Genomic DNA, 14,854 nt, shown 5'->3' on the forward strand with positions numbered 1-14,854 from the left:
TTTATAACTGGATTTTTATTTCTTTTGACGTTCCTTTTAGCCAAGAAACTGGAATTTCAATCGAAGTTTTATTGTTTTTAAATGTTACAGATTTCCCATCAATTGTAATGGTTTTTGCTTTACAATTGTGCACTACCAAATTGATGTTTTTATCGGATGTTTGATATGTTTTACCTATTTCAGTATTGAAATTTAATGTTATTGTTTTTAAATTTTTATTGACATTGTAATTGCTATTGAAATTGAGAATCTCAAATTCACCTTTTTCAAAAGCGTTTGGAGTTAATCCATTGTCATTGTATAATTTCCCTTCTGATTTTGTTGTTTTTTCATCAAAATAATAATGCAAATCGAAGTTTTCCAATGAATATTTTGAAGTATTTTGAATGGTTTTAATCATGGGAATAAAACTGCCACCACGAACAAAAACAGGAATATGATCTTCTTCAACAACAATAGTTCCTGTAGTTCCTCCAAGTTGTTTTTTATTACTATAAAAATCGAACCAATTGTTGTTTTTTGGAAAGTAAACCGAAGTCGTCTTTGCCTCCGCTTTTGTAATAGGTGTAACAAGAAAATCGTTGCCCCAAAGATAGGTTTCACAAACGGTCGATAAATCTCTATTATTAGGTTCTTCAAAAAATAATGGGCGCATGAGCGGAATTCCTTTTTGATTGTTTTCGAAAGCTAAGGTGTAGTTGTACGGTAGCATTTGGTAACGCAATTCGACTTGTTTTTTGGCTTTAGCTTTGGTTACTATGTCTTTATAAACAGGTTCGGAAGCCACTTCTTCTTGTGCATGTGGACGAAATATTGGTTGAAAAACGCCATATTGCAACCAACGAATATAAAGTTCATTATCGAAGTAATCGCCTGCAAATCCGCCCAAATCCGAGTGCATATAGCCCATGCCTTGCATTCCCATTTGGAGCGCGATTTCGGTTTGCGATTGTAAACCGCCCCACGAGCGACTCACATCGCCTGACCATGGAATCATGCCAAAACGTTGACTTCCTGAATATCCAGCACGCATTAAAATAAAAGGGCGCACCAATGGAAAATCATTTTTATAACCTTCTTGAACTAATTTTGCCCAGTTGTGTCCATAAATATTATGTACTTCATCGGCTTTACCACCAGCAGTAATCGCACTTGAAGGAAAAACTTCGGGTTCGCCTAAATCGCCCCATAATCCGCCAGCCCCTTTATTGATTAAATCTTTGTAGATATTCCAAAACCATGTTTTGCCTTCGAGTTTAAAAATATCGATTATGCCCGTATTTCCAAAATAAAAATCAAACGTAGCTGGATTGCCCGTTTTGTCTTTAGCCAATATTTTTTTATCTACTGCCTCTTGCCATTTGCTTGAGGTTGAAAGTACAAACGGTTCGGTAATTAAGACGGTTTTGATGCCTTTCTTGTTCAAATCAGACATCATTTTGGTTGGATTTGGAAAATTGTCTTTATCAAATTCCAAATTTCCCATAGTGCCTTTTATAGTTTTTCCAAACCAATATAAATCGACAATAATAGCGTCGACTGGAATTTGATCTTCCTCAAATTTTTTGATTGTTTTTTCTACTTCTTCCTGTGAATGGTAGCCAAAACGAGAGGAGAAATTTCCTAATGTCCAGCGTGCTGGCAAAGGTTGTTTTCCTGTTAAATCGGTATAATTCGAAATTAAATCTTCCCAAGAATCACCTGCAATAACTTGATAGGTTTTTCTGCCAGAAATAGTTTCGTATTGTAAGGTATTGTCTTTTTTAGAATCCAAATCCAAATACCCAATAGGTGCATTGTCAAAATGAATCGCATACATTTTTGACGACATGACGATTGGCATCGTGAAATTCATCAATTCGGCTCGGGTTTCATAACCATATTGCGCTCGATTGTACAATTGCAATCGGTTGCCTCGACGGTTCATTCCGATGGCTCTTGCGCCGCCGCCATAAAGAATTTCTGTTTTGTCGATATTGAATTCTAAAATTTCGGTTGAATCTTTTTTGATGTAGCCTAATTTTTCAGAAACGACTGGATTTTTTTTATACGAATATGAAATTAAAAAAGGATTTTTCTGAATATTAATAGCAATTCCATCGCTATAGTAATCGAGTTTTTTGGAAGTTTCGTTGAGAATTAAATTGCCCGTTTTTGGTTTTAAAACTACAGCATGCGAAATAGGATTAAAGGTTTCTCCTTTGGAAATAAAGGATGTTTCCATTATTTTTTCGGAAATAATTTTTACTAAGTAATCTCCATCGGAAGTGTTTATGGTTAAAACACCTTCTTTTAACGTTGCTTTTTCAAATTTTCTATTTGCGTTTTGGGCAAAAGAACATATTGAAATTAGTAATAAAATTAAAAACTTTTTCATTTTTTTATTTCACAAAGATTCACAAAGTATTACACAGAGTCACACAAAGTTTTGGTGCATCTTTGAGAAACTTGGTGTATCTCTGTGTAATAACTTTAATTTATACTGTAACCAAACTATTCGGTTCAACCACAATTTTTCTATCATTCACAAAAACTATAATTTCAGCATTACCTTCCAATGAAAATTGGGTTTCATTTTTGTTTACTGAAACTTTTAAAATTTGATTTCTAAAATTTATTTTAAAGGAATAACCATTCCATTCTTTTGGGATTTTTGGTGAAAAATGTAGTACATCATTTTTGACTCGCATGCCACCAAAACCTTCTACAATACTCATCCAAGTTCCAGCCATAGATGTAATATGGCACCCTTCTTCCACTTCTTTGTTATAATCGTCCAAATCCAATCGAGAAGTTCTTAAATAAAAAGTGTATGCCATGTCCATTTTGTCTAAAACTGCGGCTTGAATAGAGTGCACACAAGGTGAAAGCGAACTTTCATGCACGGTAAATGGTTCGTAAAAATCGAAATGACGTTCTAGCTCTTCTTTAGAAAAATGATCTTCGAAGAAATAAAATCCTTGCAAAACATCGGCTTGTTTGATGTATGGCGAGCGCAAAATTCTGTCCCAAGACCACTTTTGATTAATAGGTCGTTGGCTTTTATCTAAATCTGCCACTTTTACTAATTCTTTGTCCAAAAATCCATCTTGTTGTAAATAAACATTGTGTTCTCTGGAATAAGGGAAATATATATTATCTGAAACTTTTTTCCAAGAGTGCAATTCTGTATCACTTATTTTAACTTTTTCAGTAATGCGTTTGTGGTCTGATGGATATTCTAAGGCAACTTTTTTAATTTGATCGTAAGTGTAACTCAAGCACCATTTTGCAATATAATTGGTATAAAAATTATTGTTTACATTATTCTCATATTCATTTGGACCAGTAACTCCAAGAATTACATATTGATTTCTTTTGGTAGAATATGTAGCTCTTTGGTGCCAAAAACGAGCGATTCCAATTAAAACTTCCAATCCTTTTTCAGGGATATAGCTATAATCACCAGTAAAACGATGGTAATTGTAAATAGCAAATGCAATGGCTCCATTTCTGTGAATTTCTTCGAAAGTAATTTCCCATTCGTTATGGCATTCTTCACCATTCATAGTAACCATTGGGAACAAAGCGGCTCCATTTTTAAAACCTAATTTCTCTGCATTTTCGATGGCTTTTTCTAAATGATTGTATCGATATGTTAACAAATTTCTGGCGACTTGCTGGTCTTTGGTTGCCATGTAAAACGGAATGCAATACGCTTCGGTATCCCAATACGTGGAACCACCGTATTTTTCGCCTGTGAAACCTTTTGGACCAATATTCAATCTAGAATCTTTTCCTAAATAGGTTTGATTGAGTTGAAAAATATTGAAACGAATACCTTGTTGTGCTTTCACATCGCCATCAATGGTAATATCTGACATTTCCCAAATTTTTGCCCAAGCAGTAATCTGATCGTTTAGTAATATGCCATATCCTTTGTTTAATGCGGATTGAATAACATTTTTTGCGGCAACTTCTGTATTTTCATGGTTTAGTGAAACTGTGTATCCACCTATTTTCTGAATGCTTAATTTTTCGCCTTGAGCGACATTTACTTCATATTCAAATTGAATTTTATCTGATGAACTTGAAACCTTTGAAGGTTGTAGACTCAAATTTTTATCTTGCAACAAAATGCTATTTTGCATAAATGTGGTGGCAATAAAATGTGTTTTGAATGTTCTTGCAGTTACGAAAGCTTCATTTTGTGAGTAATTTAAATCTTGAATTTCCCAGAATTTTTCTTCCCAATTGGCATCTTCATTATGAACGCCAGCATCAATATAAGGTTTGAAAACTATTTTTGCCGCTTTATTAATGGGTGTAACTTCGTAATTAATGATGCCCACTTCGTCTAAATCCAAACAAAGAAAACGACGAATATTTACAGAAATTTCAGTGCCGTTTTGCAAAATCGCTTCAAACGAACGATGGTACCAACCTTCTTTCATATTCAATTCGAGACGGAAATTTTTTACATCTACGCAAGTGTTTAAATCTAGATTTTCACCATTAATTTCAATGTCAATTCCAATCCAATTTGGTGCATTTAGCACTTTGGCAAAATATTCTGGATAACCATTTTTCCACCAGCCCACTTTAGTTTTATCCGGATAATAAATGCCCGCAATATAACTTCCTTGGAAAGTTTCTCCAGTATATTGTTCTTCGAAATTGGCGCGTTGCCCCATAGCGCCGTTTCCAATACTGAAAAGGCTTTCGGAGGATTTTACACTGTCTGTATCAAATCCTTCTTCTATGATGGACCAGTTGTCTGGTTTTATATAATCTTGGTTCATTCTTTTTTTAATTTTTAAAAGAAGAAAGAAACAAGATGCAAGATTTCTGAAACTTAAAATCTTGTTTCTTGTTTCTAATTTCTTTATTTAATCTTTCAATAATGTATCTATAAAACTGCTGTCTATGTGCAGAAAATTCGGGAAACAGTATCTAGCTTCCTTTAAAATTGATGCATCACCAATTCCTATACTTGTCATGTTAGCTATATTGGCAGCTTTAATTCCAGCTTGAGAGTCTTCAAAAACAATACAATTTTCATTGGAAACACCCACCAAATTTGCAGCTTGAAGGAAAACTTCAGGATCTGGTTTGGCATTGGTTACGTCATTTCCATCGACAATAGCGTCAAAAAAGTGCAATAATTTCACTTTTTCTAGAATAGGTCTTGCATTTTTACTAGCGGAACCCAAAGCTATGAATTGATTGTGTTCTTTTATGAATGTTAAAGTTTCATATACAGCTGGAAGTATTTCTGATTCATCCATTTTTTTGATATAAGCCAAATAGTCTACATTTTTTTGATGCAACCACTTGTCTTTATCTTCTTGGGAAGATTGAAAGTTGCCCAATCCTAATATTATTTCTAATGAACGAACTCGACTCACACCTTTGAGTTCTTCGTTGTGTTCTGGTGTAAAATCGACTCCAATTTCTTCGGCAAGTTTTTGCCACGCCAAAAAATGGTATTTTGCAGTGTCTACAATGACACCGTCGAGGTCGAATATAAATGCTTTTTTATTCATTATTATCCTTTTATTGCTTTTTCTTCGGTTATTAAAAAGTTGCATAAACCAGCAATTATTAATGAAGTTCCTGCCAATAGCATGGGTGCAATTGGGGAAGATCCAAATAATTTTGAAAGGAAAATAACGCCTCCTAAAGCAGCTATAATTTGTGGAATAACAATAAACATATTAAATAGGCCCATCATCATTCCCATTCGATTTTCATCAACAGAACTGGAAAGCATAGCATATGGCATGGATAAAATGCTACCCCATGAAAGTCCTATTAACAGAAATGAAATATTTAAATAAATTGGACTTGGCAAAATTCCCATGATCAAAAAGCCAACGCCTCCTGCAATCAAAGAAAACATATGAATGTATTTTCTATTTACTTTTGCCCGTGAGGCATAAAAAGTTAAAATTAAAGCAAATGCCATTGATGATAATCCATACAATCCCATGGCGGAGCCGACACTGTCTGCGGCTGTTTGGTATAGTTTATTTGCAATATTGAAAGTTGCTTCTTGTGAAGCTATTGTAAAATCGAATGCTTTTTTATCTGGTGCGGGTGCATGAAAAACGAAATTTGTTAAAGCTGGTGTAGCCATGCTCCACATCGTAAAAAAAGCAAACCAACTAAAAAATTGAATTACGCCTAATTTTTTCATGGTAGAAGTCATTGTGCTAAATGATACCTTCAAATCTTTGAAAAAATTATTTTCTTTTTTTTGTTTTTTAAATTCTTCCAAATCTTTTGGTGGGTATTCTCGGGTTGTCAAAACGGTATATAAAATACTAATTAAAAAAACCAAGGCGCCAATGCCAAATGCTATTTTTACATATTCAGGTACAACACCTGCAGGAGCTTCTTGAGTAAACCCCATTTTTTCTACCAGCCACGGCAAGTTTGAAGCTACCCAAGTCCCAATTCCAATAATTAGCGTTTGCAATACAAACCCATAGGAACGCTGTTCTTCTGGCAATTTGTCTGCAACCAAAGCTCTAAAAGGTTCCATTGATATGTTAATGGAAGCATCTAGAATCCATAAAAAACCAGCTGCGATCCATAATGCAGAGGAATAGGGTACAAAGAATAATGCAAATGAGCTTAAAACAGCCCCAAAAAGGAAATAAGGTTTTCTTCTGCCATATTTTGGATGCCAAGTATGATCACTTAGATATCCAATAATAGGTTGAACCAATAATCCTGTAAGCGGTGCGGCTATCCATAAAGCTGGAATTTCGTCTGGGCTTGCTCCTAGGGTTTGAAATATTCTAGACATAAATCCGCCTTGCAGTGCAAAACCGAATTGTATTCCCAAGAAACCGAAACTCATGTTCCAGATTTCCCAGAAACCTAATTTACGCTTTTCCATTATCGTAATTTAATGATTTATAATACGATAAGCGCGATGCTTATCAAAACATAATTTATTTTCGAAGTAAAATATACATTTTGATAGGTGTAAATATATAAAAGATTTTAGATTTTAAATTTTAGATTTAGATTTTTTCCAAAAAAAAATGAACTAAAACGTTGTAGTTTCATAAAATGATAATCTTTTTCTTTACAATATATTTTATCTTGTCGATTCTCTTTCTACCAACTCTGTTTCTATTATTTCTGTGGTATAAAATTCCTCATCTTCATCATCATTTTCCAATCTTTCGATGAGCAATCTTGCAGATTTTTGACCCATCAAATAGCCGTTTTGATTCACAGTAGTAATAGAAGGAGATGAATATTGAGAAATAATTCCATCTATAAATCCAATTACAGACAAGTCATTTGGAACATTTTTCCCAATCTGATTTGCTAATTTTATAGCTGTAACTGCAAAAAGTTCATTCACAGCAAATATGGCATCTATATCGTTTTGTTCAATAAACTGTTGAATTTGTTCTTTGCAATTTTCAATGTCTTCAATTTTAAGAACTAGTTTTTCGTCGTATTCTATATTATTTTGTTGCAAAGCATAAATATAACCTTCGGTCCTTAATTTTCCTACACTTACATAATCTATAGTAGTTATCAAACCTATTTTTTTATTTCCCTTATTGATTAAAAATTCAATAGCTTCATAAGCCGCTGCCTTATCATCAATAATAACTTTATCGCAGAAAATATCGTTTGTTATCCTATCGAACATAACCACGGGCATGCCTTGACTAGTAACTTCTAAAATATGATGAAAATCCTTTTTTTGTTGTGTTTCTTTGGACAATGACATGATGAATCCATCAATACTACCATTAGCAAGCATTTCCATATTAATAACTTCTTTATCAAAAGATTCATTGGAAAGACACACAATGACACTATAACCATTTTCATTTGCCACTTGTTCAATTCCACCTATAATGGTAGCAAAAAAATGGTGTATGATTTCAGGTATAATAATGCCAATGGTTTTTGTTTTTCTATTTTTTAAACTTAGCGCAATATTGTTTGGTCTATAATTGTATAATTTGGCAAAAGCTTGCACTTTTACACGAGTATCCTCACTAATTTCTGGGCTGTTTCTTAATGATTTTGAGACAGTTGAGATGGATACATCAAGTTCTTTGGCAATTTGTTTTAAGGTAACTTTTCTTTTCATTATGGATTCAATAAATATATATTTGAAAATAAAGGTATATTTTATTTTTGTTATTGACAATTTTAGCCTTAAAATATTGTGTTTTTAAGAAAGTTTTCAACACGAAAACGTTTTCGTAAGGCTATTAATAATTGTTTATTTATTTTATTCATTTATTTAATTAATTTTAAACTTCGAAGTAAAAATATACCAAATAAAGCTTAATTAAAATCCAAACAAATTGTATGAAAACATTGTATAAAAAGTACTTACTTATATTGCTGTTTCTTCCAGCTAGTTTGCTTGCACAAAGTACACTAACGGGAAGGCTGTTCGTAAAAGACAGCCTTTTTTCATGTCAATTTTTATTGAACTGATGATGCCGCAATTTTGCGAGTTATGTTGTAGTATTTCGAGGTGTTGCTAAAAGTTACTTTATTCTAAAAAAAAAAATTTCCCACCTATTTTAATAAGATTTTTGGTTGATGAAAAGAAAGGTATTTTTAACTTACCATTCATTTATTAAATTTAAATGATTGAAATGTAACTGTATATAAATTCGGTTGCAGATCATTTTTTTTGCAAATATTACTTATATTTCATCAAACTTGAAACTTTTTGGTTAAATTCAATCAATACAATATCATTTTAATTTTTAATGTACTTTTTTCTCTCAATACAAACTATAAAAACTTTTTATTATAACGTATACTAAAATATTAATCAGAGAATTATCCTTGTAATGTCAAGTCAAAATCTAACAGTAAACATACTATTTCAAATAAATAATCTTATTAATCCAAAAATTAATCTGATAAATTAGTTTCAATTTATAAACAATAATTATATTCAGAAAAACACAGAGCGTGATTTTATAAATTAAGTTTAAAAGTATTGAATTAAAATTCGGTAAAAAATAAATCAAAATCAAAATACTTGAAGATATCACAACCAATTTTAAATAGGATTTATCGAAAGGAAAAAGTTTAAATTTTTTATAAACGAATAAAAGTTTTGCCAAATTAAAAACGACCATAGATAATAGTGAGGCAACGGCAACGGCTTCAATTCCAAGTTTAAAATAAAGTATAAATAATAAATTCAGACTTATATTCAAAATAACTAAAAGTAATATAGCTATTAAATTGAATTTATAATATTTTGAATAAGTAATGATTTCGCCATTAAAACCTGTTCCCATATTGACCAAAACGTTAAATCCTAAAATGAGTATAACCGGAATTGAAGCTATCAAATTTTCATGTGTTGGCAATAGCATAAATAAATTTTCAATTCCTAAAAAAATGCAACTGTACAAAATGGCTCCTATAAAAAAAAGTAGTTTCGATACTTCTTTGTATTTCATGTTCAATTCGGTGTAGTTTTCAGTTTTGAGATAATTGGAAATAATAGGCGCATAAAGTGTAAAAATTCCTGTAGCCGGCACGGCCAAAGCAGATGCCAAAGTCACACCAATACTAAATGTTCCCAAAGCTTCCATAGAAATAAATTTCGGAATCATTAAAGCATCTATTCTAAAAGCAAAAACAGATCCCAAACTTCCTGCAAAGGCAAATAGTGAAAAGCGATAATATTCTTTTTTTGAAATTTCACTAAACAACAATTTATAATTAATATCAAATTTGGGTTTGAAATGATAAAAAACATAACTAAAAATAAAAATAATAATTAAAGCATAAGAAATAATGTATAATTGTAATGACTGAATCTCAGAAATAGACTTGTGTAGCAGCAGTATAAAAATAATTGGCAATGATATTTTAGGAATTATATTATCAAAAAAAGTAGGTAGCGCTATTCTCTGAATTATAGCCGACTGTTTTTTTAATAGTTCTATAAAAGCCAAACAAATTGCAATTGGATATGCCCACAATATATAAATCGTCCATCCAAAATAAAGAACCATCATAATAATAACTCCCATAATTATACTAATTATGATAATTGAAGAAATACTATAATTGAATAATTTTCTCCTTTTTAATTCATCCAATTTGGGTGAAAAATTTATCAATGCTTGTGAAGCTCCCAATAACAAAACAGGAAATAATGTCAACGCAAGTGCTTCAACATACCTAAAAACACCAAGCAATTCTTTGTTTTTTGGATATATAAAAAGCGTAGAAATTATGCCTATTAAAATGCCAACATAATTGATTATGGTAAATAGAAAAGCTTGTTTTTGAGAGGCTTTGTTTTCCATAATTATTTAAAACTTTGACGCGTTTTTATGATTGTAAACATTGATAAAATAAGTGCAATATAGTAAAACAATAATTTGAAAAACAAATTTATAACTTTTAAAAAACCATAGGAATTACTAAAATATTTAGGCAATCCAAAAACCGATTTTAGCGCATCAAAATAACTAGCAAATAAACTTTGGTTGATATTCAACACTTTTGATAAAATGGAATATTTGGATTGAATGAAATCTTTTTTAAACGTTCGAGAAATTATTCGATCATGGCAAATTTTGGAATTTTCTACAATGCCAATTTTAAAATAATGAAAGGCAACTCTATCGCAAAAATTTCTATCTTCTCCATAATGAGAAAAAAGAGGTTCAAATTTTCCAACTTTTTCCAAACATGATTTTGAAACCAACCAAGCGGCAGCATTTACAAAAGGTACAATTGAAACACTTTGATTTTCAGATTTTTCGATTTTTCGGTTGTAATAAGTTCTAAAGCTTTGATCAAGGTTTACACCATCACCTGCAAAATGCATCGGACTTAAAATTCCAAAATTTGGATTGTTTTCTGCAACTGAAACTAAATTTGAAATTGTATCTTCAAAAATCCAAGTGTCTTGATTGAGCAGAAAAACATAATCTGCATTTTTTTGTACAGCCAAATCAATTCCCAAATTATTGGCTTTACCAAAACCCAAATTTTCTTGAGATTCTGTTAAATGTACTTGAGGAAATTGCTTCAAAAGTTGTACAGAATTGTCAATCGAATAATTGTCGATTGCGATGATTTCTACCGAATAAGAAGAGTTCAAAACAGATGAAATACATTTTTCAATCCATTTTGAACCATTGTAGGTTACGATAATCACAAAAATCTTTTTATTCAAAGCCAATATTTTTATTATCCTGCAAAAATAAGGATATTTGCATTCGACTTAAGCATAAAATGAAATATTACATCATAATTCCAGCGCACAACGAAGAAAAGTTTATTGGCTTGACTTTGCAATCGCTTGTAGAACAAACTATTTTACCTTCAAAAATAGTAGTTGTAAATGACAACTCGACCGATAAGACTGCTGAAATTGTTCTGGATTTTGCAAAAAACAATCCGAACATCACTCTGGTAAATAAAACATCGGAAGCCATACATTTGCCAGGAAGCAAGGTCATTCAAGCGTTTCAAAAAGGATTGGAAACTATTGATGATGATTATGATATTATTGTAAAATTGGACGGAGACTTAATTTTACCAAGTCATTATTTCGAAACAATTTTGAATTATTTCAAATTTGATTCAACTATAGGAATGGCGGGCGGATTTGCTTACATCGAAAAAAATGGAGAGTGGATTTTAGAAAATTTAACCGATAAAGATCATATTCGCGGTGCGTTTAAAGCTTACAGAAAAAAATGTTTTCAGGATATTGATGGCTTAAAACCAGCTATGGGTTGGGATACTGTCGATGAATTGTTGGCGAAATTTCACGGTTGGAAAGTGGTTACTGATGCAACACTCAAAGTAAAACACTTAAAACCAACTGGCGCGAACTATAATAAATTGGCACAATATAAACAAGGAGAAGCTTTTTATACTTTAGGATACGGTTTTATAATTACCGCCATTGCTTCCGCGAAATTGGCGTTTATGAAACGCAAACCATTGTTGTTTGTAGATTATATAAAAGGTTTTTGGAAAGCAAAATCAGAAAAAAAACCACTTTTGGTTTCAAAAGAACAGGCAAAATTTATTAGAAAATATCGATGGGAGAAAATGAAAGTCAAGTTAACGCATTAATTTATTGTAAAAAGAATTAACCTAAAATTACAATTTCATTAGATAAACATCCTTTGCCAATGAGTATCTTTGCTATTAACACTAATTACATTTTATGAAAATCAAACTGTTTCTTGTATTGATTTTTTTTATTTGTCAGTCAAATTTTTCTCAAACTAAAAAACGTTTAGTTGGCAAAGTGGTACACAAAAATTTATTTGTCGTAGCAGATATCATAAACCCAGATTCTAAAGAAATGAGGGCTACAGACGAAAAAGGCGAATTTTCTCTTGTAGTTAAAGCTGATGATGTGCTTGTTTTTATTGCAGATAATTATGACTATTATAGAATGCAACTGACTCAAGAAGATATAAATAAAAATAATTTAATTATTTCATTAACCAAAAAAGCTATACCGCTAAAAGAAGTTGTCATAAAAGAAAATAAATCGATTACTCCTTTGACAAAAAATACACAGAAATATGTAGATGGACAATATTTTCCAGATAGATATTCTTCTCCAAAAAATAGGTTGGTATATGATGGATCCATAGAAAATGGTATGGATTTTGTAAGAATGGGGAAAGAGCTTATCAAACTTTTTAAAAAGAAAAAAGGCTACGATAAAAAGAAAGTCAAAGAAATTGATTTTAAAGAATTTTCTACTAGTACTTTCAGCGAAAGCTTTTTTACGCAAACTTTAGAATTGAAAGAAGAGGAAGTATATCTTTTTCTAGAATTTTGTACTGCCGATCCAAAATCGAAGCAAATTGTAGATGAGAAAAATATTATGGGTGTTATGGATTTTTATATTACCAAAAACCAAGAATATAAAAAAGCGTCTTTACAAAACTTGTCCATAAAATCTAAATAGTCAATTGTTGATTTATTGATTACATAGTACTTATTTTTCCCTTAGTTTTTCTCTGATTCCTAAAAAACTCATAACTCATAACAGGTAACTCATAACTTATAACTATTTTTGAATATATTTTAAAACCATGATGCTAATTCGTTATTTATCGCAAATAGGTCGATATTTTATAATGCTTAAAGAAATATTTAAAAAGCAAACCAAATGGTCTGTCATGCGGACTTTGATTTTTAAAGAAGTTGACGATTTAATTATTGATTCACTCGGAATCGTAGCTTTTATTTCCTTTTTTGTGGGTGGCGTTGTAGCCATTCAAACTGCGCTAAATTTAACCAATCCATTAATTCCAAAATATTTAATAGGTTTTGCCACAAGACAATCGGTTATTTTAGAATTTGCACCCACTTTTATTTCCATAATTATGGCAGGAAAAATGGGTTCATTTATCACCTCGAGTATAGGAACCATGCGTGTTACTGAGCAAATTGATGCTTTGGAAGTTATGGGAGTCAATTCATTAAACTACTTGGTTTTCCCAAAATTGATGGCTTTGCTATTGTACCCATTTTTGATTGGAATTGCCATGTTTTTAGGCGTTGCCGGAGGTTTTGTAGCCAGTGTTTACGGTGGTTTTGGAAGCAGTGATGATTTTGTAGTCGGGATTCAAACAGAATTTATCCCTTTTCATATTGCTTATGCGTTTATAAAAACTTTTATTTTTGCCTTAATTTTGGCAACCATACCTTCATTTCATGGCTATTACATGAAAGGTGGAGCTCTTGAAGTAGGAAAAGCAAGTACTGTTGCATTTGTTTGGACATCGGTAACTATAATTTTAGTAAATTATATATTAACACAATTACTTTTAACATAATGATTGAAGTAAAAAACGTAGAAAAATCGTTTGGTGATAGTAAAGTTCTGAAAGGAGTTTCCACTATTTTTGAAACAGGAAAAACCAATTTGATTATTGGTCAGAGTGGTTCAGGGAAGACAGTATTGCTAAAAAGTTTGCTAGGAATTCATACGCCCGAAGTAGGTTCGATTTCGTTTGATGGTAGAATTTATTCAGAATTAAATGCCGATGAAAAAAGAGAATTACGAACAGAAATTGGTATGGTTTTTCAAGGAAGTGCCCTTTTTGATTCGATGACTGTGGAGGAAAATGTAGGTTTCCCTTTGAAAATGTTTACCAAAAAAACACCCGCCGAAATTAAAGAGCGTGTCAATTTTGTAATAAAAAGAGTTAATCTCGTAGATGCAAATGCCAAAAAACCATCGGAACTTTCGGGTGGAATGCAAAAACGTGTAGCCATTGCCAGAGCCATTGTAAACAATCCAAAATATTTGTTTTGCGATGAGCCAAACTCTGGTTTAGATCCAAATACAGCTATTTTAATTGATAATTTGATTCAAGAAATTACCGCAGAATACAATATAACAACGGTTATCAATACCCATGATATGAACTCAGTGATGGAGATTGGCGATAAAATTGTTTTCTTGAAAAATGGTTTGAAAGCTTGGGAAGGCACCAAAGATGAGATTTTTAGAACCGACAATGAAGCGGTTACTGATTTTGTATATTCATCCGAATTATTCAAAAAAGTAAGAGAAGCGGTTTTGAGTGAAAAGTCGTAAAGTGTAAAAGTTATGAAGTGTAAAAGTTATGAAGTTTCAAAGCTTAAAAGCTTAAAAGCTTAAAAGCTTAAAAGCTTAAAAGCTTAAAAGCTTAAAAGCTTAAAAGCTTTAAATTAGTAGGTTAGTAGGTTAGTAAAGTTTAAAATTATCAGCAATTTTAGACTATCTTACCTTATTATATAACTTTGAAACTTTGAAACTTTGAAACTTTGAAACTTTGAAACTTTGAAACTTTGAAACTTTGAAACTTTGAAACTT

At 31.5% G+C, this 14,854-nt stretch carries 11 protein-coding genes; 4 read left to right on the forward strand and 7 right to left on the reverse strand.

The window, feature by feature from the left end; all coding sequences use genetic code 11:
* Window position 1: 1 nt before the first annotated feature.
* The 7 genes from RMN92_RS03010 to RMN92_RS03040 all read right to left on the reverse strand — a co-directional run bounded on the left by RMN92_RS03010 (window position 2) and on the right by RMN92_RS03040 (window position 11,191).
* Entirely contained in the window at window positions 2–2,377 is a 2,376-nt protein-coding gene (locus RMN92_RS03010; protein WP_309607983.1) for a TIM-barrel domain-containing protein, read from the reverse strand.
* A gap of 100 nt (window positions 2,378–2,477) precedes the next feature.
* Window positions 2,478–4,781, reverse strand: coding sequence for a glycoside hydrolase family 65 protein (locus RMN92_RS03015; RefSeq protein WP_309607984.1), 2,304 nt, complete (start codon window positions 4,779–4,781; stop codon window positions 2,478–2,480).
* A gap of 87 nt (window positions 4,782–4,868) precedes the next feature.
* Window positions 4,869–5,525: a beta-phosphoglucomutase gene (gene pgmB, locus RMN92_RS03020; protein ID WP_309607985.1), complete on the reverse strand. Its 657-nt coding sequence runs from the start codon at window positions 5,523–5,525 to the stop codon at window positions 4,869–4,871.
* Between the two features lie 2 nt (window positions 5,526–5,527).
* Entirely contained in the window at window positions 5,528–6,886 is a 1,359-nt protein-coding gene (locus RMN92_RS03025; RefSeq protein WP_309607986.1) for an MFS transporter, read from the reverse strand.
* A 204-nt stretch (window positions 6,887–7,090) separates the two neighbouring features.
* Window positions 7,091–8,110, reverse strand: coding sequence for a LacI family DNA-binding transcriptional regulator (locus RMN92_RS03030; RefSeq protein WP_309607987.1), 1,020 nt, complete (start codon window positions 8,108–8,110; stop codon window positions 7,091–7,093).
* 751 nt (window positions 8,111–8,861) lie between these two features.
* Entirely contained in the window at window positions 8,862–10,313 is a 1,452-nt protein-coding gene (locus tag RMN92_RS03035) for a hypothetical protein (RefSeq protein WP_309607988.1), read from the reverse strand.
* Between the two features lie 2 nt (window positions 10,314–10,315).
* Complete coding sequence (locus RMN92_RS03040) at window positions 10,316–11,191, reverse strand: glycosyltransferase family 2 protein (protein ID WP_309607989.1); 876 nt, start codon at window positions 11,189–11,191, stop codon at window positions 10,316–10,318.
* A gap of 59 nt (window positions 11,192–11,250) precedes the next feature.
* Here RMN92_RS03040 and RMN92_RS03045 point away from each other — a divergent pair, with 59 nt between their 5' ends.
* The 4 genes from RMN92_RS03045 to RMN92_RS03060 all read left to right on the forward strand — a co-directional run bounded on the left by RMN92_RS03045 (window position 11,251) and on the right by RMN92_RS03060 (window position 14,596).
* Window positions 11,251–12,102 (forward strand): glycosyltransferase family A protein, encoded by an 852-nt coding sequence (locus tag RMN92_RS03045; RefSeq protein WP_309607990.1) that lies wholly within the window; start codon window positions 11,251–11,253, stop codon window positions 12,100–12,102.
* Window positions 12,103–12,196: 94 nt separating this feature from the next.
* Complete coding sequence (locus tag RMN92_RS03050) at window positions 12,197–12,955, forward strand: hypothetical protein (RefSeq protein WP_309607991.1); 759 nt, start codon at window positions 12,197–12,199, stop codon at window positions 12,953–12,955.
* Between the two features lie 127 nt (window positions 12,956–13,082).
* Window positions 13,083–13,829 (forward strand): ABC transporter permease, encoded by a 747-nt coding sequence (locus RMN92_RS03055; RefSeq protein ID WP_309607992.1) that lies wholly within the window; start codon window positions 13,083–13,085, stop codon window positions 13,827–13,829.
* Window positions 13,829–14,596: an ATP-binding cassette domain-containing protein gene (locus RMN92_RS03060; protein WP_309607993.1), complete on the forward strand. Its 768-nt coding sequence runs from the start codon at window positions 13,829–13,831 to the stop codon at window positions 14,594–14,596. Before RMN92_RS03055 ends, RMN92_RS03060 begins: the two co-directional genes overlap by 1 nt.
* The last annotated feature ends 258 nt before the right edge of the window (window positions 14,597–14,854 follow it).

It is taken from the genome of Flavobacterium sp., from assembly GCF_031363805.1.
Taxonomy (GTDB): Bacteria; Bacteroidota; Bacteroidia; order Flavobacteriales; family Flavobacteriaceae; genus Flavobacterium.

Excerpts from the sequence above, each read along its gene's own strand:
- RMN92_RS03015 (WP_309607984.1), bottom strand. The coding sequence starts at position 4,781 with ATGAACCAAGATTATATAAAACCAGACAACTGGTCCATCATAGAAGAA.
- RMN92_RS03055 (WP_309607992.1), top strand. The coding sequence starts at position 13,083 with ATGATGCTAATTCGTTATTTATCGCAAATAGGTCGATATTTTATAATG.
- RMN92_RS03010 (WP_309607983.1), bottom strand. The coding sequence starts at position 2,377 with ATGAAAAAGTTTTTAATTTTATTACTAATTTCAATATGTTCTTTTGCC.
- RMN92_RS03025 (WP_309607986.1), bottom strand. The coding sequence starts at position 6,886 with ATGGAAAAGCGTAAATTAGGTTTCTGGGAAATCTGGAACATGAGTTTC.
- pgmB (WP_309607985.1), bottom strand. The coding sequence starts at position 5,525 with ATGAATAAAAAAGCATTTATATTCGACCTCGACGGTGTCATTGTAGAC.
- RMN92_RS03050 (WP_309607991.1), top strand. The coding sequence starts at position 12,197 with ATGAAAATCAAACTGTTTCTTGTATTGATTTTTTTTATTTGTCAGTCA.
- RMN92_RS03035 (WP_309607988.1), bottom strand. The coding sequence starts at position 10,313 with ATGGAAAACAAAGCCTCTCAAAAACAAGCTTTTCTATTTACCATAATC.
- RMN92_RS03045 (WP_309607990.1), top strand. The coding sequence starts at position 11,251 with ATGAAATATTACATCATAATTCCAGCGCACAACGAAGAAAAGTTTATT.
- RMN92_RS03030 (WP_309607987.1), bottom strand. The coding sequence starts at position 8,110 with ATGAAAAGAAAAGTTACCTTAAAACAAATTGCCAAAGAACTTGATGTA.
- RMN92_RS03060 (WP_309607993.1), top strand. The coding sequence starts at position 13,829 with ATGATTGAAGTAAAAAACGTAGAAAAATCGTTTGGTGATAGTAAAGTT.